The organism is Pseudofrankia sp. DC12 (assembly GCF_000966285.1).
GTDB lineage: Bacteria > Actinomycetota > Actinomycetes > Frankiales > Frankiaceae > Pseudofrankia.
On record NZ_KQ031391.1, the window covers coordinates 4,647,341 to 4,670,859 of the forward strand.

Genomic DNA, 23,519 nt, shown 5'->3' on the forward strand with positions numbered 1-23,519 from the left:
CAATTCTGTGTCCTTTCATTTTTCGGCATGCGGTGGGCGTCAATGACCAGGATGTTCGCCCATCCACAGGATGGCGCTCAACTTCCGTATACCGAATGGTCATGCATGCACGTCAACGTTGCGCGGACAGTCCGGAGCGAACTCACGGTGCCCGCTCGGACGCCCGCCCGGCCGGCCGGCGCCGTCGTTGACAGCACGCGGTTGGCCGATGTGGCGCGCCCGCATCGAGAACGCCGTGGCTCCGCGCCGGAGGGAACGATCTGGCCCTGGGGGGCTCGTGAAGTTTGTAGGGAGTCGACCGGTCGGCCGGCAGCTGCAGCTGGTTGCCGCCGGAACGGTCGTCGTGGGCCTGCTCGCCGCGGCCTGCGGCGGGAGCAGTGGCTCGTCGAACGGCGGAGGTGCCACGGCTGGCGCCAAGGTGGACGCTTCCAAGGCAACGTCGGCGGCCGACTTCGGTGGCATGGACGCGCTGGTCGCGGCGGCCAAGAAGGAGGGCCAGCTCAACGTCATCACCCTCCCGCCGGACTGGGCGAACTACGGAGAGATCATCTCCAGCTTCACCAAGAAGTACGGCATCAAGATCAACAGTGCCAACCCGGACGGCTCCAGCGCCGACGAGATCACCGCGGTCAAGCAGCTGAAGGGGCAGAGCCGGGCGCCGGACGTGCTCGACGTGGGCAACTCCTTCGCGCTGCAGGCCACCTCCGAGAACCTGCTCGCTCCGTACCAGGTCGCCACCTGGAAGGACATCGACAGCTCGCTGAAGGACCCGGACGGGAAGTGGTTCGCCGACTACGGCGGCTACGTCTCGATCGGCTACGACTCGAAGGTCATCACCGACCCGCCGACGAGCTTCGCTGACCTGAAGAAGCCCGAGTACAAGGGGAAGGTCGCCATCAACGGTGACCCGACCCAGGCCGGCGCGGCGTTCGCCGCCGTCATGGCCGCCTCGCTGGCCAACGGCGGGTCATTCGACGACATCATGCCGGGCATCCAGTACTTCGCCGACCTGCGCAAGAGCGGCAACTTCGTCCCGACCAAGGGCACGCCGGCCACCGTGCAGAGCGGTGAGACCCCGATCCTGCTCTGGTGGGACTACCTGAACGCGGGCTCGGTCGCCGACAAGATGTCCGGTGGCCAGTACAAGATCAACATCCCGACCGACTCCTCCTATGCCTCGTACTACGACCAGGCGATCAACGCGACCGCGCCGCACCCGGCCGCCGCGCGCCTCTGGGAGGAGTACCTCTACTCGGACGAGGGCCAGAACCTCTGGCTGAAGGGCCGGGCCCGCCCGATCCGGCTCGGCCCGATGACCACGGCCGGCACGGTCGACAAGGCCCTGCTCGCCGCGCTTCCGACGGCTCCGTCCGACACGAAGTACCCGACCAACGACCAGCTGACCAAGGCTCAGCAGGTGCTGGCCGACAACTGGGCGAAGATGGTCGGGGGCGCGTGACGTGAGCTCGTCGGACGCCCAGGCCCGCTCCGGGCCTGAATCCACCAAGGCGTCCACCGGTGCCGGGGCGGGCGACCGCCCCGGCACTGCCGCGTCGGCATCCGACACCGGCACCGCGCCGGCCGGCTCGCTCGAGCCGCCCGCCGGCGTGGGCGGGGGCGGGCCGCGGCCGCTGGGCCGACTGGGTCAGCGGGTGGGCCAGGCTCTGCCTGGGGCAGTGCGGCGGGACGGGATCGCGCTGCTCGGCACGCTGCCGTTCTTCGCCTATACAGTGATCTTCCTCGGGTTTCCCGTCCTGGCGGTCATCCTCGACTCGTTCAAGACCGACAACGGCACGTGGACGCTGGGCAACATCCGGACGACCTCCGAGGGCCTCTACCGGTCGGCGTTCCTGACCAGCATCGAGGTCTCACTGCTCACCGCAGCCATCGGCGTCGTCTTCGGCGGCCTGCTCGCGCAGGCGGTGCTGACGACCCGGCGCAACACCTGGCTGCGCCGGATCGTCACCACCGCGTCCGGCGTGTTCGCGAACTTCGGCGGTGTGCCGCTCGCCTTCGCCTTCATCGCCACCCTCGGCACGACGGGCCTCGCCACCCGGTGGCTCAAGGACGTCGGTATCAGCCTCTCGGCGACCGGGTTCTCGCTCTACACGTTCAGCGGGGTCTGCGTCGTCTACAGCTACTTCCAGGTCCCGCTCATGGTTCTCGCGATCACACCGGCCCTTGAGGGGCTGCGCCCGCAGTGGCGAGAGGCCGCGCAGGGCCTCGGCGCCTCGACCTGGGCGTTCTGGCGGCACGTGGGCCTGCCGGTCCTGTTCCCGTCGCTCGCCGGTGCGTTCCTGCTGCTGTTCGGCAGCTCGTTCGCGGCCTACGCCACCGCCCAGGCCCTGACAGCCGGCACGGTGAACCTGGTCCCGATCAAGATCGGCAACCTGGTCTCCGGGAACGTCATCGCCGGCAGCGAGAACGTCGGCAAGGCCCTCGGTCTCGAGATGATCCTGGTGATCGCGATCGTGATGATCGGCTACACCCTGCTGACGCGGAGGGCCTCCCGATGGCTGCGGTGACCGACACCGCCCCCCTGGGCGCGGGCGCCGCGTCGCCGCCGGCCCCGAGCCGGCCCCACTCGCGCGGGGCGTGGGCCGTGGTGCGCTCCGGCGCCTGGAGGTGGGCGATCTTCCTGCTCGCGGGGCTGTTCTTCCTGCTGCCGCTCATCGCGTCGCTGGAGTTCAGCTTCCGTGACCCGCATGGCGGCTACGGCCTCGCCTCGTACCGCCAGTTCACCAGGATGGCCGACTTCGGTTCGTCGCTGTGGCTGTCGGTCAAGCTGGCGCTCATGGCCGTGGGGATCACCATCGGCCTGCTGGTGCCGACGATGACGCTGGTACACCTGCGGTTCCCGTGGCTGCGCCGGGTCATCGAGACGATCACCGTCCTGCCGCTGGTCATCCCGCCGATCGTGCTCGTCGTCGGCGTGCTCGGCGCGTTCAGCTCGAACGGGCCCGCGTGGATGGTGTCGACGCCGTACGGCCTGGGCTTCGAGTACGTCATCCTCGCACTGCCGTTCGCCTACCGGTCGCTGGACGCCGGTATCGGCGCGGTCGATCTGCGGACGCTCGTCGAAGCCTCCCGAAGCCTCGGCGGCGGCTGGGCCACCGAGCTGTTCCGTGTGGTGCTGCCCAACCTGCGCACCGCTGTGCTCGGTGCCTGCGTGATGACGGTCGCGCTGGTACTCGGCGAGTTCGCGATGGCGCATGTGCTGCTGTGGTTGACGTTCCCCACCTGGATCGTCTCAGTCGCTCAGACCCAGGCTGGCGTCTCGGTCGCCGTGTCGATGATCTCGCTGCTGCTGACCTGGGTACTGCTGATGCTGCTCATCACGCTTGGCAGCCGGCGTGGCCGCCACGCGAACATCCTTGGGGGGTTCTAGCCGTGGGCGAGACCGCGATGGCGGACGACACCGCCGGCGAGGCCGGCAGGGCGGACGCGGTGGGCGAGGCCGGCGAGGCGGTGGAGGCGGCCCTGTCCGATCCGGGCGGGCCTGTCACCTCCGGCGACGCCGGACCGGCGGCGGACGCGGTCGGTATCGAGATGCGCGACCTGCGCCGTAGCTACGGCGCCGTGCGGGCGCTCGACGGCCTGTCGCTGACGATCGCACCCGGTGAGCTGGTCGCGCTGCTCGGTCCCAGCGGCTGCGGCAAGACGACGGCGCTGCGGGCGGTCGCCGGCTTCGAACGGCCCGACTCCGGCGAGATCCTCGTCGGCGGCACCGACGTCACCGGCATCTCGGCGAACAAGCGCGGCATGGGCATGGTGTTCCAGGCCTACAGCCTCTTCCCGAACCTGACCGCGCTGGACAACGTCGCCTTCGGCCTGCGGCTGCGCCGGGCGCCGGCCCGCAGGCGAAGGGCGCGGGCTGGCGAGCTGCTGGAGCTGGTCGGGCTGGCCGCGCAGGCCGGCCAGTACCCGCACCAGCTGTCCGGGGGGCAGCAGCAGCGGGTCGCGCTCGCCCGGGCGCTCGCGATCGAGCCGCGAGTGCTGCTGCTCGACGAGCCGCTCTCGGCGCTGGACGCCCAGGTGCGGGCCCAGCTGCGGGACGAGATCCGGTCGCTCCAGACGCGGCTGGGGATCACGACCCTGTTCGTGACGCACGACCAGGAAGAGGCGCTGTCGATGGCCGACAGGGTCGGCGTCATGCGCTCCGGGCAGCTCGAGCAGCTCGCCGCTCCCGAGATCGTCTACGCCTGGCCCGCGACGCCGTTCGTCGCCGGGTTCGTCGGCACCGTCAACCGCCTTCCAGGCACGCTCGCCGATGGGGACACGGTCGAGGTGACCGGTCAGCGGCTTCCGGTGCTGGAGGTGGGTGCCCGGGGCCTCGCGGGCGACGTCGACGTTCTTGTTCGCCCGGAGGCCGTCATCGTCACCTCGGTGCGCGACGGCGAGCCGGCCGCGGGGGCCGGCGTGCTGGGCACGGTGGTGCAGCGCTCCTTCCGGGGCGCGATCACCCGCGTGCAGGTCGAGCTGCCCGGCGTCGCGCGCGCCGCTGTCGGTGGCAAGGGCGCCGCCGAGCTCGCTGACGCCGCCTCGGACGCGGCCGGTCTCGTCGTCGCGGACGTGGCCACCATCCAGGTCGGCGAGCTCGGCCCCGGTGCCGTGGTCTGGGTGGCCCTCGCCGAGCGGCCGGTCCTGGTGACCGCGCCGGCGACGCGCGGCTGACCGGCCCGCGTTCGCCGGACCCGACCCCGGGCCCGCCCGGACTTGTGTTCCAGATCGCCGTCTTGGCCCTCTGGCGGTTGTGGACTAGCTCTGACCACGACCATCCGAGGGCCGATACGGCGATCAACCTACCTCGGGCGGCAGGGACTGCCCTGGCTGGTCAGGGGCGGGAAGCGGCTCCAGGCGCCGGGCCTAACCGGCGAGGGCGTCGAGGACCTGTTGGCCGTACTTGGCGAGCTTGTTCTCGCCGACGCCGCTGATGGTGGCGAGCTCGGACAAGGTCGACGGCGCCCGGCTGGCGATCTCGCGCAGGGCTGCGTCGTGGAAGATCACGTAGGCCGGCACGCCCTGCTCCCTGGCGGTGGCGCCACGCCACGCGCGCAGGCGCTCGAAGACCTCCATCTCCGCGGCCGACAGGTCGACCACGGCGCGCTTGGCCTTGCCGTCCGCGGACCCGCTGGCCGACCTCGCCCCGGACCCGGCCCTGGCGACCCGCTCGGGGTCGCGCCGCATGGGCACCTGACGCTGGCCACGCAGCACCTCGGTGCTGGCGTCGGTGAGTACGAGCGTGCCGTGCTCGCCTTCGACAGTGAGGAGTCCCTGGGCGAGCAGCTGCCGGACGACCCCGCGCCACTGCGACTCGTTCAGCTCGGTCCCGACGCCGAAGACGGACAGCGTCTGGTGCTCGTGCTGCGTCACCTTCGGGGTGGCCCGGCCCAGCAGGATGTCGATGTGGTGCCCGGCGCCGAACTTCTGCCGCCGCTCCCGGGCCATCCGCAGCACGGCGGAGAGCAGCTTCTGCGCCGGGACCGTGCCGTCCCACGTCTCGGGCGGGTGCTGGCAGGTGTCGCAGTTGCCGCAGGCCGCGTGGCCCTCCTGGCCGAAGTAGGCCAGCAGCCCGGCCCGCCGGCACTCGACCGTCTCGCACAGCGCGAGCATCGCGTCGAGGTGGACGCCCTGGCGGCGGCGGTGCTGGGCGTCACCCTCGCCGGAGTCGATCATCTTGCGGAGCTGGACCACATCCTGCAGCCCGTAGGCGAGCCAGGCGGTCGACGGCAGCCCGTCGCGGCCGGCCCGGCCGGTCTCCTGGTAGTAGCCCTCGACCGACTTCGGCAGGTCGAGGTGGGCGACGAAGCGCACGTCAGGCTTGTCGATGCCCATGCCGAACGCGATCGTCGCGACCATCACCAGCCCGTCCTCGCGCAGGAACCGGGACTGGTTGCCCGCGCGGAGCCGGGCGTCGAGGCCCGCGTGGTAGGGCAGCGCCCGGATCCCGTTGGCGACCAGGAAGTCGGCCGTCTGCTCGACCGACGAGCGTGACAGGCAGTAGACGATGCCCGCGTCGCCGGCGTGCTCGGTGCGCAGCAGGTCGAGCAGCTGCTTCTTCGGTTCCTTCTTCGGGACGATGTGGTAGGAGATGTTCGGCCGGTCGAAGTCGGCGACGAAGTGGCGGGCGTCCGTCAGGCCGAGGCGCTGGGTGATCTCCTTGTGGGTGGCCGGGGTCGCGGTCGCCGTCAGCGCGACGCGGGGCACGTCCGGCCAGCGCTCGTGCAGCGTGGACAGCTCCAGGTAGTCCGGCCGGAAGTCGTGGCCCCACTGGGCGACACAGTGCGCCTCGTCGATCGCGAACAGCGAGATCCTGGCCCGGTCGAACAGGTCACCGGTGGACGGCAGCCGCAGCCGCTCCGGCGCGAGGTACAGCAGGTCCAGTTCGCCGGCGACGAACAGCGCCTCCACAGTCCGGCGCTCGCCCGGGTCCTGCGTGGAGTTCAGGAAGTCGGCTCGGACGCCGAGCGCCCGCAGCGCGTCCACCTGGTCCTGCATGAGCGCGATGAGCGGCGAGATGACGACCCCGGTGCCCGGCCGGACCAGGGCCGGGATCTGGTAGCACAGCGACTTCCCGCCTCCGGTGGGCATGAGCACGAGCGCGTCCCCGCCGGCGACGACGTGCTCGATGATGTCGCCCTGGCCCGGCCGGAACGTCTCGTACCCGAACACCCGCCGCAGCACCTGAGCGACCGCGCTCGGCGTGGCAGTGCCGGCTGGCGTCGCGGCACCGGCCGCGGGCTCGGCGCCACCCGGGGCCACAGCGCTTACTGGTACTGCGGCGCTCACTGGCGCTGTGGCTTCGGCGGGCGCTGTGGCTTCGGCGGGCGCTGTGGCTTCGGCGGGTGCTGTGGCTTCGGCGGGTGCGGTGGTCTCTGCCAGCGGCAAGGTCACTCCGCCACTGTAGGAGCCAGGTCCGACACCGGTGCCACCCGCCGCCAGCCTGTGGACAACGCCGGCGGCGAGCCGGCCGGGTGGCCGGCCGGCGACCGGCCCGCGCCTCGCCGGGACGAGCACGGCCGCGGCAGGCAGGGCGGGCCCGTCACGCCAGCCAGGGGAGCTGGATGCGGTGGTCGGTGCCGTGCGGCGGGGTGACGAAGCCGTTCTCGACCAGCCAGTAGAGGTACTGGGGATCGGTCAGGCCCACCCGGTCGGCGAGCCCCAGCCGCAGCGCGCGGTCGCGGACGGGCCGCAGCCGTTCGCGGATGGCCTCCTCGGTGACGCCGCCGAGGTGACGGCCGGTGGCCTCGAGGGTCCGCGGCTTCGCCGGCAGCCGCGGCGGCCAGGCCAGCAGCTCGGCGAACACGTGCCGCAGCGCCGCGTCCTGCTTCTCGGTCAGCGGGGTCGGCGGTGGGGGCGTGAAGGTGATGGTCGTCGTGTTCCGCGCCGGGCTCGGGCCGGCCTTCGTGATCGGCAGCCGGTCGGCTTCGAGCAGCACCCAGTGGTGCGTGCCGTCAGGCTTGTCGACCGGCTCGGCGTTGAGCACCCGGATCGCGGCCCGCGGCCAGGAGATGTGCTCCGTCGGCGCCATCTTCCTGGGTGCCTGACCCCACGGGTGCAGGACGGCGCCGTGCCGGTTGGGTACCGAGACCTCCCAGCCGGACTCGGTCGCCGTCACCATGACCGCCTTGCGGGAGATGCCCTCGCTCCACACCTCCACCCCGAGGGCGAGCATCCCCTCGCGGCCGATGTCCAGGGTCCCGCCGGTGTCGATCCTCGTGCCGGCCGGCTTCTGCGCCCGCTGCGGCGTGTACTCGTAGACCAGGACCCACCGCTCCTGGCTGATCGCCGGCTCTGCGCCCCTCATCGCGCTGTCCCGTCGGTCTCGTCGTACGTCTCGTGGTTTCGTGGGTTGCGCGTCACGCGGCCAGGCGAGGAGGGTGACGCGAGGAACGCACTGTTCAGGCGGGGTGGGAGGGTGATGCGGGCCCCGGTGCCCCGGCCGGCAGCCGCCGCGGCGCCGGTGGGCGGACCGCCCGGCGCTTCCTCCGGTATGAAGCGGCGACGGACGTGCCGGGCCTGGCGGGGGCGGAGCGCACGGGAGAGCGCGGCTCCGCCCCCGCGGCGGGCCCCGGGACCCGTCGCCGAGCCCCCGCAACGGCGGTGCTGGTACCGGGGCATACTCGCATTGTATGGTCAAATTGCAATTTGCATCCTGGATCTGCAGGAAAAAATTTCCGCCCGGCCTACGGTGTCGTTGGCTGGATTGGTCAACCGGGTATGGGCGGCTGTGGTGGGGGATGGAGGATCTCGGCATGGTTCCCGCGAGGTCGGATGCAGATCGGGCGACGAACGCGGTCCTGGCGCGTCGGCGGCTCGCGCAGGGCCTGCGGCGCTACCGGCAGCGGGCCGGGCTGACCATCGAGGACCTGGCCCGGGGGCTGGAGTGCTCCGCGGCGAAGGTCAGCCGGATGGAGACCGGGATCTCGGGAATCCGCATCCAGGACCTCACCGCGATCACCCACCTCATCGACTTCGACGAGTCGGAACGCCGTGACCTGGAGGAACTGGTCCGACGGGCGCGCGGTCGGGAGTGGTGGCAGGAGTTCACCGACGTCGTCCCGCCCGGGTCGGGGACCTTCTTCGGCCTGGAGGATGGCGCCGTCACCATCGAGATCCACGCCACCTCGCTCATTCCGGGGCTGCTGCAGACCGCCGGCTACGCGCGGGCGCTGGTGGGCTCCGTGAGCGGCGTCGCCCCCGAGCTGCTGGCCCGGCGGGTCGCGCTGCGCCAGCGCCGGCAGCGGCTGCTCGACCGGCCCGACCCGCCGAGGCTCAGCGTCCTGATGGACGAGGCCGTGCTGCGCCGGACGATCGGCGATGGCCCGCTGATGGCGGACCAGTGGGAGCACGTGCTGCGGTGCGCCGAGAGTGCCGGCGTCGTGGTGCAGATCATCCGGTCCGACGCGCCCGTCCACCCGGCCGAGGGGGTCGGCTTCACCCTGTTCAGCTTCGAGGACCAGGACCTCAGCCCGGTCGTTTTCGCGGAGGCTCTCGGCCAGCAGACATTCGTGGACGAGCCTGAGCCGGTCCGGGTCTACCTCGACGCGCTCGTCAGTGCGCGGCGTGTTGCCCAGGCCCCGGACATATCGCTGGAGATGATGAGTAAACGTGTGACGGAGCTGCGAACAGGGGGCTGACCGCCCCGTTTCCGGGGCGGCCGACCGAACGGCTAGCACTCCGGAACTTCGAGCTCCCCCCGAGGGAGCTCGAACTCGCCGTTGTGTACGCCACGGAGAAAAGCCGCCCACTCGGTGGTGGTGAACAGCAGCACCGGCCCGGCTGGATCCTTCGAGTCCCGCATCGCGACACCGGTGGGCTCGAAAGCGAGGTCGACGCACGAGTTCTCGATTCCGCAGAAACTGGTGCGCCGCCAGTTCAGGGCCGGCGACGTCTTGCTGTCACCTCCGGCCTCGGCCTCCAGGCGCGGTCCGCGACTGGGCGTCTGGTTGGTCAACATGCCCCTTCCTCCTCTGCGAACGGGGTGCTTCGCGTGAGCCAGCCGGACGGCAGCCGTCTCTCTCCCCCCGAGCGAGACGGCTGCCGTCCCGGGTGTCCACGGCCCCCATGGCTGTGTACATCTCGATCAAACGGGAGCCGGGTCAAGATCACTAGCCTGCGCTGGAGCAGGGTGACCTTCCTCAGTAATGGCGGCGTGGGCAATACCGGCCCGGCGCGGTTCCAGGCGACACACAATGCGGACGCGCACATCCCGCACGGCGGCCGCCGCACGGGTGTCGCTATCGTCACCTCCCGCAGGCCGGCGAAGAGCACCGCGTCTTGCGCCACTGGCGCCGTCGCCCTGACGTTCCGAGTAACATCTCGGCCCGGCTGCCCCCGGACCGAGCAGCACAACGGCATTTCCACGGGGGATCTGATGTCTGACGCCGGTTTCTGGGTCGGGCCGTTCACGGCGCCCGACAAATATCGCCTGGTCGAGAACGTGGGCGGCGGCGGCGAGGGTGAGGTGTGGCGCGCGCATCTTCAGCTGTCGATGGCGGGCCGCGGCACCGTCGCTGTGAAGATCATGCCCGCGAGGCCGGGTGACGAGGCGGACTGGGAAAAGACGGACCGGCTGCTCAGCACGTTGCGTCACCCTGGCCTCGTCCGCGTCACGGCCGTGTTCACCGGGCCGAAGATGCACCCGGCCGAAGGCGCCGACCCGAGCACTCGGTTCGGCTACGTGGTCATGGACTTCGTCGAGGGCATGACGCTGCGGGAATGGTACGACGAGAACCCGGAGGCGCTGGTCTCCGAGCGGATCCGGAAGCTGCGCAACGTCGCCGGGGCGCTGGACGAGATGCATTCGGGGCGGCTGACGGCCGTGCCGGTCGCGCACGGCGACGTGAAGCCCGCGAACATCGTGGTCGACCGGGACGGCAGCACCATGCTGGTCGACCTGGGGCTCGCCCGGCTGACCGACGCGACCGGGGTGTCCGGGCGCAGCGCGCCCTATGCGGCGCCCGAGCTGCGCCTCCACGGCGCGATGGCGACGACGTCGGCCGACTGGTACGCTTTCGCGGCCACGACCGCCCAGGTCCTGCTCGGCGAGAAGCTGCCGACCACCCAGGAGGGCTGGCTGGACGAGGCCGCGCTCGCCGAGCTGCTGCACCGCGACGAGCTGACCGGCCGGCGACCGGCCCTGATCCACCACGTGCTGCGGACGCTCGCCGCCCGGCCGGAGGAACGGCCGGGCCAGCCGGGCTGGGCCGCTGCCCAGCACGCTGACCCACTGGCTCGACGCCGCGGCCGACGCACCCTCGCCAGCGGCGGGATGGACGCCACGATGCGGACGTGGAGCGTCTCCAGCCAGAGCCTGCTGAGCAGCCAGAGCTTCAACAACGAGGTCTGGGAGGTGGTGTTCGCGCCCGGTGGGGGCACCGTGGCCGTCGCCTGCCGGGACAAGACGGTGCAGGTCTGGAACCTCTCCAACCCACGGTCGCCGAGCTCGGTGGCCACCCTCGACGGTCACAGCGACCTGGTGTCCTCGGTGGCCTGGGTGCCGGGCGGGCGCACCATCGTCAGCGGCAGCTGGGACACGACGGTCCGGCTCTGGACGTCGGGCTGACCGCCCCGTCGCCGGGGCGGCCAGCCCGCCGGCTAACAGACAGGTAGTGCGAGCTCCCCCCGAGGGAGCTCGAACTCACCGTTGTGTACGCCCCTCAGGAAGCCGGCCCACTCGGCCGTGGTGAACAGCAGCACCGGCCCGGACGGGTCCTTCGAGTCCCGGACGGCTACGCCGGTGGGCCTGAACGCGACGTCCACGCAGGCGTTGGTCTCCCCGCAGAAGCTGGTGCGCCGCCACACCCAGGGCGCCGCGGCCGTGGGGCCGCCCTCGTCCTCCCGGCGCCGACCAGAGCTGATCGACAGGTCGGTCAACATTCCCCTTCCTCCTTCACGGGGGTGTTGTTCGTGAACCAGTGACGGACGGTGGTCGCCCGGCCCCCCGACCAGACGGTGGCCGCCCTGGATGCCCACTGCCGCCGTGGCTGTGGACGACTCGATCAAACGAGATGCGCTCGAAGATCACTAGCCTGCGCTGGCGCAGGGTGACCTGGCCCGCTGCGGCTGGCGGCAGCCGGTGGGCAGGCGTTATCGTCGCTTTCCGCACCTTTGAGGCCGAGGTCGTCTTCTTGCGTGACCTGGGGCGTCTTGGCGCGGTGGGCCTGCGCCTTCTCGGTGGCGCCCCGCCTCGGCCGAGACGTGACACGACGGCATGCATCCGGGGGACCCCTTGTCTGACGCCGACTTCTGGGTTGGTCCTGCCGCGGATCCCGACAAGTACCGCCTGGTCGAGCAGGTGGGCAGGGGTGGCGAGGGCGAGGTATGGCGGGCGGTGCTCCCGCTGTCGGCCGCCGGCCGTACCACGGTCGCCATCAAGATCATGCCGGCCCGGCCAGGTGACGAGGCCGAGTGGGAGCAGACCGACCGGCTGCTGAGCACGCTGCACCACCCTGGGCTGGTCCGGGTCACCGACGTGTTCACCGGTCCGCACCAGCACCGGGCTGGTCTCGCGGATACCGCCACCCGGTCCGGCTACGTCGTCATGGACTTCGTCGAGGGCCTGACGCTGCGGGAGTGGTACAACGAGCACCCGGACGCCCGGATCTCCGACCGGATCCGCAAGCTGCGCAACGTCGCGGGCGCGCTCGACGAGATGCACTCCGGCCGGGCGACCAACGTGCCGGTCGCCCATGGTGACGTGAAGCCGGCCAACATCGTGGTGCGCGAGGACGGCGGCACCGTGCTGGTCGATCTCGGGCTGGCCCGGCTCACCGACGCGGCCGGGGCGTCCGGGCGCAGCGCGCCCTATGCCGCGCCGGAGATGCGCGTCCCCGGCGCGATGTCGACCCCGTCGGCCGACTGGTACGCCTTCGCGGCGACGACCGCACAGGTCCTGCTGGGCGCCCGGCTGCCGATGACGCCGGAGGGCTGGCTCGACGAGCGGGCGCTCGCCGAACGGCTGCACCGTAACCCGCTGACCGCGCGCCGCCCGGCCCTGATCCAGCACATCCAGGACACGCTCGCGGCTCCACCGCAGGTCAGGACGGGCTCGCTCGCGCTCTGGCTTGACGCGGCGCTTGACACGCTGTCGCAGAAGACCATCACCTCGGGCGGCACCCCGACGCCCGTGTACGTCGTGCCGCCGCCCCCGACAGGCACCGCGCCGTCTGACGGCCGGGACCCGTGGACAGCCCGACCGGCCGCGGTGACGTCCGAGCCGGTGCCGGGCGTGCGCCAGACGGACGAGGCGGCCACCCGGGTCTGGCGGGACCACGACGCCGGGCTCTCCGGCGCCGCGCCGGCCGCCTCTCCCATACGCCCGCGTCGTGGCCGCCGGGCCTGGGTGATACCCGCGGTGATCGGCGCTGCGGTCCTGCTGCTGCTCGGCACCGTCGTGGGGATCGTCGAGTTCGGCGGCCGGTCCGGCTCCAGGGCCAACGCGGCCGGCGGCCCGCAGCCCTCCATCGCCGTGCCCGTCCCCTTCCACGCGCTGGGCACGCCGCTGGTCGGCCACACCGACCGGGTCCAGACGGTGGCGTTCTCGCCGGACGGGCGCACCCTGGCCAGCGGCAGCGACGACGGCACGGTGCACCTGTGGGACGTCTCGAGGCTGTCGGCGCCGCGCGACCTGGGACGCCTGACCGGCCATACCGACAAGGTCGACGCGGTGGCGTTCTCGCCGGACGGGCGCACCCTCGCCAGCAGCGGCGAGGACCACACGGTGCGCCTCTGGGACGTGTCCCATCCGTCGCAGGCACACTTCCTGACGGCCCTGACCGGTGACACCGGCCCGGTCTGGGCGCTCGCGTTCTCGCCGGACCGGCGGACCCTGGCGACCGGCAGCGGCGACCACACGGTGCGGCTGTGGGACGTCTCGAACCCGGCGGCCCCGACCTTGCTGGGCGGGCCGATGACGGAGCCCAACCAGGTCTGGTCGGTGGCGTTCTCCCGCGACGGCCGGATCCTGGCCACCGGCAACCACGACGGCATCATGCGGTTCTACGACCTGTCCAACCCGCGGAACCCTGTCGTCGTCTCCAGCACGGTGGCCCATACGAAGCCGGTCCTGTGCGTGGTGTTCGCGCCCAACGGCCACATCCTCGCCAGCGCCAGCCCCGACCATCTCGTCCGGCTGTGGGACGTGTCCAACCCGACAGCACCGATCCCGCTGGGCAGCCCGCTGATCCTGCCCAACGAGGCGTGGACGGTGGCGTTCACGCGCGACGGGCGCACCCTGGCCGCCGGCGGCGCCGACGACACGGTCCGGCTGTGGGACGTCCAGGACCCGACGCAGCCGACCCCGATCGGCTCCCCGCTGCTCGGTCACACCAACACGGTCACCGGGGTGGCCTTCTCGCCCGACGGGCGGACGCTCGCCAGCAGCAGCTGGGACTACTCGGTGCGGCTGTGGCAGGCACGCTGACCGGCCAGGCCCGGCCCGGCCGGTGAGCCACCCGTCGGGTCATTCGAGCCAGGGGAGTGCCACCCGGTGGTTCCCGCCGGTGGGCGCCGCGAGATAGCCGTTGCTCACCAGCACATAGAGGTACTCGGGATTGTTGAGGCCGACGTTGTGGTGCAGGCCGAGCCGCAACGCGCGGTCGTGGGCGTGGGCGAGCCGGTCCCGCACGCCCGCCTCGCTGATCCCCAGCCGGCTGGCTACCTGCTTGAGCTGCAGCGGCTCGGCCGGCACCCGCGGCGGCCACACCAGCAGCGGCTCGAACACCGTCCGGACGGCGTCCTCCTGCGGCCCGGACAGCGGGCCCGGCGGCGCGGGGGTGACGGTCGCGCTGGTCGTCCGGCTGCTCGGGCGCGGGCCGGCGGGAGTGATGACGAGCAGGTCGGCCTCCAACAGCACCCAGTGGTAGCTCGTGTGCGGCTGGTCGAACCGCTGCCCGTTGTGGAACCGGATCGCCACCCGGGGCCAGGCGATGCTCTGGTGGCCGGAGATCTGCTGCGGCGGCTGGCCCCAGGCGTGCAGCGTCGCGCCGTTGGCGTTGCGCAGGTCGAGGTCCCAGCCCGCCTCGGTCGCGGTCACGACGACGGCGACCCGGGAGATGCCCTCACTCGTCACCTCGACGCCGAGCGAGAGCTCCCGCTCGCGCCCGATCTCCAGCGAGCGGCCGACGGCCAGGCGGGTGCCCACCGGCGGCCGGCGCCGTGCCGGCCCGTGCTCGTAGGCCAGGACCCAGCGTTCGTGGGCCGCCGCCGGCTGGGCCCCGGTCCCCTGGGTCGCCATCCCGTCGAACTCCCGCCCTGACCCGCGTGGAACGCATGCGCTTTTCGCCTATCCTGCACGGCGCATGACCGGGATCGAAGAAGACGCAGCCAGAAGTGGCGGGTACCCCAGCCTGTTCCCGGGGTCGCCCTGGCCCGGGAAGGCCGCCCGATGCCCGCCCGGGAAGCCGCAGGCACGACCGGGAAGAATGACGGCGTGTCCGAACCGCGTACCGGGGCCGGGGCCGCCGGGGCCAACGACCGCGTCAGGCCCGCGCCGGTCGACAGGCGTGCCGAACACGGCCCGTTCGACGTGATCGGTGACGTGCACGGCTGCTCGGACGAGCTGGAGGAGCTGCTCGGCCTGCTCGGCTACCAGCTGGGACGCGACCCGGCGGGCCGGGCGGTCGGCGCCCGGCATCCGGCCGGCCGGCGGGTGATCTTCGTCGGTGACCTCATCGACCGCGGCCCCCACCCGGCGGCGGTGCTGCGGCTCGCGATGGGCATGGTCGCCGCGGGTGACGCACTGGCCGTCGCCGGAAACCACGAGCACAAGCTGGTCCGAGCGCTCGGCGGCGGGGGTGCCGGCGCCGGCGGGCCAGCCAAGGTCGGCCAGAACCTGGCGCGGACCCTCGAACAGCTGGCCGCGGAGCCGGCGGCGTTCCAGGAGGCCGCGTTCGCCTTCTGCGCGGGGCTCGGGTCGCACCTCGTGCTCGACGACGGGCGGCTGGTCGTGGCGCACGCCGGCCTGAAGGAGAGCTACCACGGCCACGACTCGGCCCAGGTCCGCGCCTTCGCGCTGTTCGGCGACACCACCGGCGAGCGCGACGAGTACGGCTTCCCGGTCCGGCGGCCGTGGGCGAACGAGTACCGGGGCCGGGCGATGGTGCTCTACGGCCATACCCCGGGCACCGGGCATCGGTGGGTGAACAACACCCTTTGCCTCGACACCGGCTGTTGCTTCGGCGGCGCGCTGACCGCCGTCCGCTACCCGGAGCGCGAGCAGCTGCGGGTTCCCGCGCGGCGCGTCTACCACCAGCCGACGCGCCCGCTGCACGACATGCCCGCCGCCTAGGCCGCTCCGGGGCCCCGCCGCCGTGACGACGTGGAACGGGGTCCCGTCGGCCGGGACCCGGGTCGTGGCCGACGAGACCCGGGTCCCGGCCGATGGGATCAGCTCCCGTCGGCGTCGCCGCCGGGCCAGTCCCGGTCCCGGTTCCATTTGCGGTCGCGGAACCGGTCACGGTCGCGACCCGAGCCGGCCGGCGGCCGGTCGGCGCCGGCCTGGGCGTGGTCGTCCGCCTCGGCGGTTGCCTGGCGGCCGTCGGCCAGGTGCCGCGGGGCACCTACCGGCATCCTCATCAGCCGGGCGGTCTCCTGCGCGATCCGCGCCTCCGACTCGCTCGGCAGCGCGCGGGCCGCCGTCGACAGCCGGCCGCCCGGCTCGGGCCGCAGCACCCGGTGCACGGCCGCGGCCAGCAACGCGCCGACGATGGGCGCGACGATGAACAGCCAGAGCTGGCTCAGCGCCCAGCCGCCGGCGAACACCGCCGGCCCCAGGCTGCGGGCCGGGTTCACCGACGTGTTGTCGACCGGAATCGAGACCAGGTTGCACACCGCCAGCACGAAGCCGATCGCGATGCCGGCGAAGCCGACGGGCGACTGGATGTGCGTCGCGCCGAGGCAGGTGAAGACCAGCAGCCCGGTGAGCAGCACCTCGGCGAGGAACGCCCCGCCCATGCCGAAACCGGCCGGCGAGTGCAGACCGTACCCGTTCGCCCCGAGCCCCTGCGTCTTCGCGGAGTAGCCGAACGGCCCCGCGTCGGCGATGAGGTAGATCGCCCCGGCCGCCACGATCGCACCGACGCACTGCGCGACGATGTAGGCGGCGGCGTCCTTGGGCGCGATCTTCTTGGCGGCGCAGAGGCCTGTCGTCACCGCCGGGTTGACGTGGCAGCCCGACACCGGGCCGATCACGTACATCAGGACGACCAGCGTCAGGCCGAAGGCCAGGGCGACGCCGAGCGTCCCCATGAAGTCCCCGGCGAGCACGGCGGTGCCGACACCGCCGAGGACCAGGACGAAGGTTCCGATCGCCTCGGCCACCAGCTTTCTGACCCGTAGCCGGGTCTCCTCGGTGCTGCTCGCGGCGTCCGCTCTCGCTTCCGCGGCCGTCCCCGCTTTCACGGCCATACCCATCCCCCTCTTCGCGTCGCACGGCCGCCGGCGGTGACGGCTCTCGACCGCTGGCCGCCGGCCCGGTGGCGCGACGCCGCGGTGCGCCGTCGCTCGCCGTCTCGCGCCGGGATACCCGGCCCGGCCCGGACAATCGCCCGCGGTCGCGATGCGCGGCGACGTATGCGGAGCGCTGACGGTCCGTCGGTCTGCGCGGCCGTCCGGCGAACAGTGAGGTTGCCGTCGACGGCCGGACCGGCGGAGCGGGGAAACGTATCCTGAGAGCACGCGTGTTCGAGGAACATCGTTTTGAGGAACATCGTTTTCGGGGAACATCGCCGTTCAGGAACATCGCCGTTCGAACAAGACCGGTGCTGCGGTTGAGCGGCACCGCGGTCGTTTCGCCGTCTGGTCGTGGGGTGGGCCGCCAGTCTGGTCAGACGGCAGACGGGTTGGGGACAGCTCTGACAGGGGCACTGACGTGACCGAGACCGATCCCGTGGCCGGAACCGATCTGGTCACAGGTACAGCCACGCAACCGGCACAGTCGGGTGCCGTGCGGCCCGCGATCCTCACCGTCGACGACGACCCGAGCGTCTCCCGGGCGGTGGCGCGTGACCTGCGCCGGCGGTTCGGCGAGCGTTACCGCATCCTGCGGGCCGAGTCGGGCCAGCAGGCACTGGACACACTGCGCGAGCTGAAGCTGCGCGGCGGCCAGGTCTCCGTGATGATCGCGGACTACCGGATGCCGGGTCTCACCGGCATCGAGTTCCTCGAACAGGCGATGGATCTGTATCCCGACGCCAAGCGGGTGCTGCTCACGGCCTACGCCGACACCAGCGCGGCGATCGACGCGATCAACCTCGTCGACCTCGACCACTACCTGCTCAAGCCGTGGAACCCGCCGGAGGAGAAGCTCTACCCGGTCCTCGACGGGCTGCTCGACGCCTGGTGCCGCTCGGAGCGCCGGGCGGTGGTCGAGACCAAGGTCGTAGGTGACCGCTGGTCGGCCCGGTCGTACGAGGTCCGCGAGTTCCTGGCCCGCAACCAGGTGCCCTACCGCTGGTACCTCGCCGACGAGCCGGAGGGCCACCGGCTGCTCGCCGCGGCCGCCCCTGCCGCCGTGTCCGCGCCATCGAACGGGTCCGCACCATCGAACGGGTCCGTGTCGACGAACGGGTCCGTGTCGACGAACGGGTCCGTGTCGACGAACGGGTCCGTGTCGACGAACGGGTCCGTGCCGACGAACGGGCCCAGGCTGTCGGATGCGTCCGGACTGTTGGACGGGTCCGAGCCGTTGGACGGGCCTGCGCCGAACGGGCCGCCGTGGCCGTCGAGCCTCGCCGCGGCGGCGCTGCCGGTGGTCATCACGCCGGCCGGTGCCGCCCTCATCGATCCGACGGACGCCCAGATCGCCGCCGAGGTGGGCCTGCGCACCATCCCGGACGAGAACTTCTACGACGTCATCATCATCGGCGGTGGCCCGGCCGGGCTCGGCTCGGCGGTGTACGCGGCCTCGGAAGGCCTGCGGACCGTGCTGATCGAGCGCACCGCGACCGGCGGCCAGGCCGGGCAGAGCTCCAGGATCGAGAACTACCTCGGCTTCCCCGACGGGGTGTCCGGCGCCCAGCTCACCGACCGGGCCCGCCGCCAGGCCGTGAGGTTCTCGGCCGAGGTGATCACCGCCCGTGAGATCGTCGAGCTGCGGGCCGACGGGCCGGCACGCACGGTCCGGTTCGCCGACGGCGGCGAACTGCGCGCGCACACCGTCGTGCTGGCGACCGGTGTGGCCTACCGCCAGCTGCCGGCGCCTGGGCTCGCCGAGCTGACCGGCCGTGGCGTGTACTACGGCGCGGCGCTCACCGAGGCCGCCGGCTGCGTCGGTGAGGACATCTACGTCGTCGGCGGCGCCAACTCGGCCGGGCAGGCGGCGGTCTACCTGTCGCGGCACGCCAGGACGGTCACGATGCTCGTCCGCGGGCGGTCGCTGACGGCGTCGATGTCGCACTACCTGATCGAGCAGATCGCCGCGGTCCCGAACATCGTCGTGCGGACCTGTACCGAGGTGGTCGCGGGCGAGGGCGACGAGCACCTGAGCGCGCTCACCTTGCGTGACAGCGGGACGGGCGTCACCGAGTCCGTGCCGGCCAGCCGGCTGTTCGTGTTCATCGGCGCGGCGCCGCGGACCGACTGGCTCGACGGCGTCGTCGAGCGGGACGGCCACGGCTTCGTCGTCGCCGGCCCCGACCTCGTCGCCGACGGGCGCCGCCCGTCCGGCTGGACCCTGGAACGGGATCCCTTTCACCTCGAGACCAGCCTGCCGGGAGTGTTCGTGGCCGGAGACGCGCGGTCGGAGTCCGTGAAACGAGTCGCCTCAGCGGTCGGCGAGGGTGCGATGGCCATCGCGCTCGTGCACCGCTACCTCTCGTGAGCGCAGGAGCGAGCGAGCCGAGTGGTCGTCCGAGGGGCGAGGACGGCCGCGGAGCGAGCGCGGCGACGGAGCGACCTCGGGACGCTGTGAGCGCGGCCGCCAGCTCGCCGGAGCCGACGCTCGTGTCCGAGGGGCTGCCCTGCGACATCGAGGAGCTGCGGACCCTCTTCCTGTTCGAGAAGCTCGACGAGGACAAGCTGCGCTGGCTGTGCGAGCGCGGCCGGGTCGTCGAGGTCGAGCCGGGGGACCTGACCGTCGAGGGCGAGCCGTCGCGGTACCTCTACGTGCTGCTCGACGGCGAGGTCGCCATCGTCAAGCGGGTCAGTGGCGTGGATGTCGAGGTCAATCGCACCGGCCACCGCGGTGTCTACGGCGGTGCCTGGAACGCCTACCTGGGTGACCGGGTGCCCCAGACGTATCCGCAGTCGATGCGGGCTACCCGACGCTCCCGGCTCTTCGTGCTGGACGCGGAGCAGTTCTCGTTCCTCATGCGGGACTGGTTCCCGATGCCCGTCCACCTGCTGGAGGGCCTGTTCTTCGGGATGCGCAACGTCCAGGAGGCGGTCAGCCAGCGGGAGCGGCTGCTCGCGCTCGGCGCGCTGTCGGCTGGCCTCACGCACGAGCTCAACAACCCGGCGGCCGCCGCCGTGCGGGCGACGGCCGGGCTGCGCGAGCGGGTCGCCGGCATGCGGCACAAGCTGGGGCTCATCGCCGGCGGGCCCTACGACAAGGCCGTGCTGCAGACGCTGATCCGGCTGCAGGAGGAGGCGGCCGAACGGGTCGCCAAGAAGGCGACGGCGCTCAGCCCGCTGGAGGCGAGCGACCGCGAGGACGAGCTCGGCGACTGGTTCGACGACCACGGCATCGGCTTCGGCTGGGACGTCGCGCCGGTCTTCGTCCAGGCCGGCCTGGACGTCCCGTGGCTGGACCAGGTCGCGGAGCTGGTCGGCGGCGAGCACCTGGGCAGCGCGGTGCGCTGGCTCGGCTACACCGTCGAGACCGAGCTGCTGATGAACGAGATCGAGGACTCGACGACCCGGGTCTCCACACTGGTCGGCGCCGCCCGGCAGTACTCGCAGCTCGACCGCGGCCCGTTCCAGACCGTCGACCTGCACGAGCTGCTCGACAGCACGCTGGTGATGCTCGCCCGCAAGATCGACAGCATCCGGGTCGTCAAGGACTACGACCGGTCGATCGCGCCGATCGGCGTCTACGCCGCCGAGCTGAACCAGGTCTGGACGAACCTCGTCGACAACGCGCTCGGCGCGATGGCCGGTACTGGGACCCTGACGCTGCGGACCTGGGAGAACGACGGTTCGGTGTTCGTCGAGATCGGCGACACCGGTCCCGGGATTCCCGCCGACATCCTGGGCCGCATCTTCGAGCCTTTCTTCACCACGAAGCCGGTGGGCGAGGGCACCGGCCTCGGCCTGGACATCTCCTGGCGGATCGTCGTCAACAAGCATCACGGTGATTTGCGGGTAAGCAACTCCGGGCCGGGCGACACCCGTTTCGAGGTCCGGCTGCCGCGCACGCCACCCGACTAACCGGCACTTCTCGGCGCCGGCGGCGAATCGCCAGCCGTTCGTGGGCGTGACCGACGACGACCCGGTGTGGGCAGTGGGATTCACCCCCACGTTGGTCGTGAACCATCAGGTGCCGCGACCACCGAGGGCTAAACGGCAATCAACCGGCGACTACCGGTTTCGCGCCGTCGGCCTTCCGCGGGTCAGCTCTTGCGGGTGAGGATGACGACGGGGATCTCGCGGTCGGTCTTCTTCTGGTAGTCGTCGTATGGTGGCCACACCTTGGCCATCACCGGCCACAGCCGGGCCTTCTCCTCGGGCGTCGCGGTGTGGGCCGTGGCGTCGAAGCTGTCCGACCTCACCTGCAGGGTGACGTCCGGGTTCGCGAGCAGGTTCTCGTACCACAGCGGATGCGCGGCCGCGCCACCCTTCGAGGCGATGACCAGGTAGTCGTCGCCGTCCTGGCCGTAGATGAGCGCGGTGCGCCTGGGCTGCCCGGACCGGCGCCCGATCGTGGTGAGAAGCAGCGTCGGCACACCCTCGGCCAGCTTCCCGTCGGGCCCGTGCCAGAGATGCCCTTCCTCACCACCACTCTCCAGGTATTTCCGGGTGTGGTCGGCTACCCAGGCATTGGGGCTGTCAGTCGGTGTCGTCGAGGAGGTCATGGGCCTATTCTCGTCCGCGTCCGGCCGCCGGCCATGCCCGCGGGCCGGTTCGTGCTCCACCCAGACGCTCGCGTCGGACCCATCAAGAAGCCGACTGACCTTCGCTTAGCCGCCAGAGAGCGTTCTTCGACGTCGCGGGCCCCACGATTTCGACGAGCAGGGCACGCCGCAGACTTCCGAGCGCGTTGCGAACCTGAACGTCGGTCAGCCCAGTCTGATCAACGATCTCGCGGCGGCTGGTCGGCTCGGCGGACAGACTCGCGAGGACCACGTCACGGTGCGTCCGCGGGGTTCTCTCGTGCGCGAGGGCCGGTACGATCTCCTGACGCGGCTTGCTCCTGCCTTCGCTGGAGGCTAGGCGACTGGAGGCCAGGCGACCGGAGGCTAGGCGATAGGTGCTCTGGCCTCGCTCGCCCTGCCGCACCAGCAGACCGCGATCGCACAACTCGCGGAGGTGAGCCGTCGCCGTCCGGCTGTCGGCGACGCCGGTCGCCTGACGGTAGCTGACGTTGGTCAGGATCTCACCGCGTCGGGCGAGCGCCAGCGCGGTCAGCTGCCCTCGGGTCAGTGCATTGACGTTCATCGTCGACAACCAGGAGATGGTTGGCTCGTCGAGCAGCGCGTGGTTCGGGATCGTCACCGCGAACGTCGCGATGTTGTCCTCGAAGCGTGCTGGCTCCATGCCGGCATTGCTCAGCGTGGCACGGACCTGAGCGATGCCGGTGCCCCGATTTTCGCAGACGGTGTGTCCCGGTTCGAGTGGCGTGTCTTCAAGGATCTTGAGCAGCACCAGGTTGCGGGACGACGCCGGAATGGTGCCGAGTCCGAGCTCCGCGATGTTCAGCGGGCCGAACAGCCCTCCCGGGTTGCGGACGAGCAACCGGTCCGGATAGAGCTCGACCTGGACCTGCGCACCCTGCGCGGAAGACGAGTAGTCGCGGTGGGCGATGGCATTGACCAGCACCTCTCGCAGGACCTCCTCCGGATACTCCCACTCCTCGATCCGGAAAATTCCCGCGATGATGCTCCGCTGCTTCATGTGCCGCTTCAGCAGGGCGATGGTGTCCTGAACGATCAGGGGGATCGATCCATCGATCGATCGACTGTCCAGGAACCGCTCGCCGCGTGGCCCGGGCTTGGTCGGATCTGGCGTGGGAAAAACCGTGACTGTCACGTTCAGTTGCGGGAGGTGCTGCTGGGGGTAGCGGCCGAACGCGAGCAGCCCGGCGAGCGTGGGTCGTGGTCCGTCCGAGGTGTCACGCAGGACGTTGAGGAGGCGGAGAATTTCGTCGTCCGCTCGCCCAGTGAACACCCCGCGCTGCTCGCGGACCCGTGCCAGGTATGCATCTACCCGTGGCCGATCGAGGTCGGCTTCCGATGCCTCGGCCACCACGGACGTGTCGTGCCGGACAGGCTTCCGATTCTCAAGGAGGATCTGCACCTCGTAGGCTGACAGTTTCCGGTCACCGTCCGACATTCGGACAAACGAGCTGTCCCACGGCGCCATCGTGGCGAGATGACACGGTCGATGCTCCCGAGGAAGTTCCGGGATCTCCGCCACGAGCACCTTTGGACCACCCATGTCCACGATGTCAACCGGAGCGGCGATCGCCGGTTCCATGGACCGGCAGAGCCCCACGAAGCGGTCCCGCGCCCCGTCTGGATCGAGCAAGCCGGTGACCTCGAAGGACGCCTTCTCGTCGATGCCCAGGATGATCGTGCCACCATCCGCGTTCGCGAACGCGCTGATCGTCTCGTGGAGCGTGGTGGGCATCCCACCGCGTGCCTTCTTCACTTCCACTCGGTAGTTGTCACGCCCGAGCCGAGCCAGGTCGGCGAGGATCCGGCCCACCGTGTCGCGATCCATGGACACCTCATCATGCTGCGGTGACCCGTCATGCTACTCGATAGCATGACGGGCTCGGAGTAGCATGATGAGCAGCATGACGGCGTTCGGTAGCCGATGACGACGGTGGCCGATCGCCCTTGAGCTGGACTCGCCGG

General features: G+C 71.5%; 18 protein-coding genes. 10 read left to right on the forward strand and 8 right to left on the reverse strand.

Annotated elements, in window-relative coordinates; all coding sequences use genetic code 11:
* Positions 1–277: 277 nt before the first annotated feature.
* The 4 genes from FRADC12_RS18710 to FRADC12_RS18725 are packed head-to-tail and all read left to right on the forward strand — an operon-like array spanning position 278 to position 4,674.
* Positions 278–1,459 carry an ABC transporter substrate-binding protein gene (locus FRADC12_RS18710; RefSeq protein ID WP_084010968.1) on the forward strand — a complete coding sequence of 394 codons (1,182 nt, stop codon included), beginning with the start codon at positions 278–280 and terminating at the stop codon, positions 1,457–1,459.
* Position 1,460: 1 nt separating this feature from the next.
* The gene (locus FRADC12_RS18715) at positions 1,461–2,525 is read left to right on the forward strand and encodes an ABC transporter permease (RefSeq protein ID WP_052711000.1); all 1,065 of its coding nucleotides are present in this window, start codon (positions 1,461–1,463) and stop codon (positions 2,523–2,525) included.
* Positions 2,513–3,388, forward strand: coding sequence for an ABC transporter permease (locus FRADC12_RS18720; RefSeq protein WP_052711001.1), 876 nt, complete (start codon positions 2,513–2,515; stop codon positions 3,386–3,388). The genes FRADC12_RS18715 and FRADC12_RS18720 overlap by 13 nt, the downstream gene beginning before the upstream one ends.
* A 2-nt stretch (positions 3,389–3,390) precedes the next feature.
* Positions 3,391–4,674, forward strand: coding sequence for an ABC transporter ATP-binding protein (locus tag FRADC12_RS18725; protein WP_232303887.1), 1,284 nt, complete (start codon positions 3,391–3,393; stop codon positions 4,672–4,674).
* A gap of 192 nt (positions 4,675–4,866) precedes the next feature.
* Here the strand turns inward: FRADC12_RS18725 and recQ are convergent, their stop codons facing one another.
* Positions 4,867–6,762, reverse strand: coding sequence for a DNA helicase RecQ (gene recQ, locus FRADC12_RS18730; protein WP_084010970.1), 1,896 nt, complete (start codon positions 6,760–6,762; stop codon positions 4,867–4,869).
* A gap of 280 nt (positions 6,763–7,042) precedes the next feature.
* Entirely contained in the window at positions 7,043–7,807 is a 765-nt protein-coding gene (locus tag FRADC12_RS18735; RefSeq protein WP_045877615.1) for a hypothetical protein, read from the reverse strand.
* A gap of 448 nt (positions 7,808–8,255) precedes the next feature.
* Here FRADC12_RS18735 and FRADC12_RS18740 point away from each other — a divergent pair, with 448 nt between their 5' ends.
* A complete protein-coding gene (locus tag FRADC12_RS18740) occupies positions 8,256–9,140 on the forward strand; it encodes a helix-turn-helix domain-containing protein (protein ID WP_045879838.1) in 885 nt (294 codons plus the stop codon).
* Between the two features lie 32 nt (positions 9,141–9,172).
* Here the strand turns inward: FRADC12_RS18740 and FRADC12_RS18745 are convergent, their stop codons facing one another.
* Complete coding sequence (locus FRADC12_RS18745; RefSeq protein ID WP_084010972.1) at positions 9,173–9,460, reverse strand: DUF397 domain-containing protein; 288 nt, start codon at positions 9,458–9,460, stop codon at positions 9,173–9,175.
* A gap of 417 nt (positions 9,461–9,877) precedes the next feature.
* Here FRADC12_RS18745 and FRADC12_RS18750 point away from each other — a divergent pair, with 417 nt between their 5' ends.
* Positions 9,878–11,068 (forward strand): protein kinase family protein, encoded by a 1,191-nt coding sequence (locus tag FRADC12_RS18750; RefSeq protein WP_045877616.1) that lies wholly within the window; start codon positions 9,878–9,880, stop codon positions 11,066–11,068.
* A 32-nt stretch (positions 11,069–11,100) separates the two neighbouring features.
* On the opposite strand, the gene FRADC12_RS18755 is transcribed toward FRADC12_RS18750, so the two are convergent.
* Complete coding sequence (locus FRADC12_RS18755; RefSeq protein WP_084010974.1) at positions 11,101–11,382, reverse strand: DUF397 domain-containing protein; 282 nt, start codon at positions 11,380–11,382, stop codon at positions 11,101–11,103.
* A 352-nt stretch (positions 11,383–11,734) separates the two neighbouring features.
* On the opposite strand from FRADC12_RS18755, the gene FRADC12_RS28565 reads away from it, so the two are divergent.
* Entirely contained in the window at positions 11,735–13,927 is a 2,193-nt protein-coding gene (locus tag FRADC12_RS28565) for a WD40 repeat domain-containing serine/threonine-protein kinase (protein WP_052711002.1), read from the forward strand.
* Between the two features lie 39 nt (positions 13,928–13,966).
* On the opposite strand, the gene FRADC12_RS18765 is transcribed toward FRADC12_RS28565, so the two are convergent.
* Entirely contained in the window at positions 13,967–14,740 is a 774-nt protein-coding gene (locus tag FRADC12_RS18765) for a hypothetical protein (RefSeq protein ID WP_045877617.1), read from the reverse strand.
* Between the two features lie 195 nt (positions 14,741–14,935).
* Here FRADC12_RS18765 and FRADC12_RS18770 point away from each other — a divergent pair, with 195 nt between their 5' ends.
* Positions 14,936–15,793, forward strand: coding sequence for a metallophosphoesterase (locus FRADC12_RS18770; RefSeq protein ID WP_045877618.1), 858 nt, complete (start codon positions 14,936–14,938; stop codon positions 15,791–15,793).
* 98 nt (positions 15,794–15,891) lie between these two features.
* Here the strand turns inward: FRADC12_RS18770 and aqpZ are convergent, their stop codons facing one another.
* Complete coding sequence (gene aqpZ / locus FRADC12_RS18775; protein WP_045877619.1) at positions 15,892–16,911, reverse strand: aquaporin Z; 1,020 nt, start codon at positions 16,909–16,911, stop codon at positions 15,892–15,894.
* 463 nt (positions 16,912–17,374) lie between these two features.
* Between aqpZ and FRADC12_RS18780 the strand changes: the two genes are divergently transcribed.
* Together FRADC12_RS18780 and FRADC12_RS18785 are read left to right on the forward strand one after the other, a co-directional pair.
* Positions 17,375–19,324 carry an FAD-dependent oxidoreductase gene (locus FRADC12_RS18780; protein WP_084010978.1) on the forward strand — a complete coding sequence of 650 codons (1,950 nt, stop codon included), beginning with the start codon at positions 17,375–17,377 and terminating at the stop codon, positions 19,322–19,324.
* A gap of 86 nt (positions 19,325–19,410) precedes the next feature.
* Complete coding sequence (locus FRADC12_RS18785) at positions 19,411–20,871, forward strand: ATP-binding protein (RefSeq protein WP_232303888.1); 1,461 nt, start codon at positions 19,411–19,413, stop codon at positions 20,869–20,871.
* Between the two features lie 182 nt (positions 20,872–21,053).
* Here FRADC12_RS18785 and FRADC12_RS18790 read toward each other — a convergent pair whose 3' ends face one another.
* Both FRADC12_RS18790 and FRADC12_RS18795 read right to left on the reverse strand, forming a co-directional pair.
* The gene (locus FRADC12_RS18790; RefSeq protein ID WP_045879844.1) at positions 21,054–21,515 is read right to left on the reverse strand and encodes a nitroreductase family deazaflavin-dependent oxidoreductase; all 462 of its coding nucleotides are present in this window, start codon (positions 21,513–21,515) and stop codon (positions 21,054–21,056) included.
* Positions 21,516–21,597: 82 nt separating this feature from the next.
* Positions 21,598–23,382 (reverse strand): ATP-binding protein, encoded by a 1,785-nt coding sequence (locus tag FRADC12_RS18795; RefSeq protein ID WP_045877620.1) that lies wholly within the window; start codon positions 23,380–23,382, stop codon positions 21,598–21,600.
* Between the last annotated feature and the right edge of the window lie 137 nt (positions 23,383–23,519).

Coding starts and splice junctions, on each gene's coding strand:
- FRADC12_RS18720 (WP_052711001.1), top strand. CDS start 2,513: ATGGCTGCGGTGACCGACACCGCCCCCCTGGGCGCGGGCGCCGCGTCG.
- FRADC12_RS18735 (WP_045877615.1), bottom strand. CDS start 7,807: ATGAGGGGCGCAGAGCCGGCGATCAGCCAGGAGCGGTGGGTCCTGGTC.
- FRADC12_RS18740 (WP_045879838.1), top strand. CDS start 8,256: ATGGTTCCCGCGAGGTCGGATGCAGATCGGGCGACGAACGCGGTCCTG.
- FRADC12_RS18745 (WP_084010972.1), bottom strand. CDS start 9,460: ATGTTGACCAACCAGACGCCCAGTCGCGGACCGCGCCTGGAGGCCGAG.
- FRADC12_RS18750 (WP_045877616.1), top strand. CDS start 9,878: ATGTCTGACGCCGGTTTCTGGGTCGGGCCGTTCACGGCGCCCGACAAA.
- FRADC12_RS18755 (WP_084010974.1), bottom strand. CDS start 11,382: ATGTTGACCGACCTGTCGATCAGCTCTGGTCGGCGCCGGGAGGACGAG.
- FRADC12_RS18765 (WP_045877617.1), bottom strand. CDS start 14,740: ATGGCGACCCAGGGGACCGGGGCCCAGCCGGCGGCGGCCCACGAACGC.
- aqpZ (WP_045877619.1), bottom strand. CDS start 16,911: ATGGCCGTGAAAGCGGGGACGGCCGCGGAAGCGAGAGCGGACGCCGCG.
- FRADC12_RS18790 (WP_045879844.1), bottom strand. CDS start 21,515: ATGACCTCCTCGACGACACCGACTGACAGCCCCAATGCCTGGGTAGCC.
- FRADC12_RS18795 (WP_045877620.1), bottom strand. CDS start 23,382: ATGGATCGCGACACGGTGGGCCGGATCCTCGCCGACCTGGCTCGGCTC.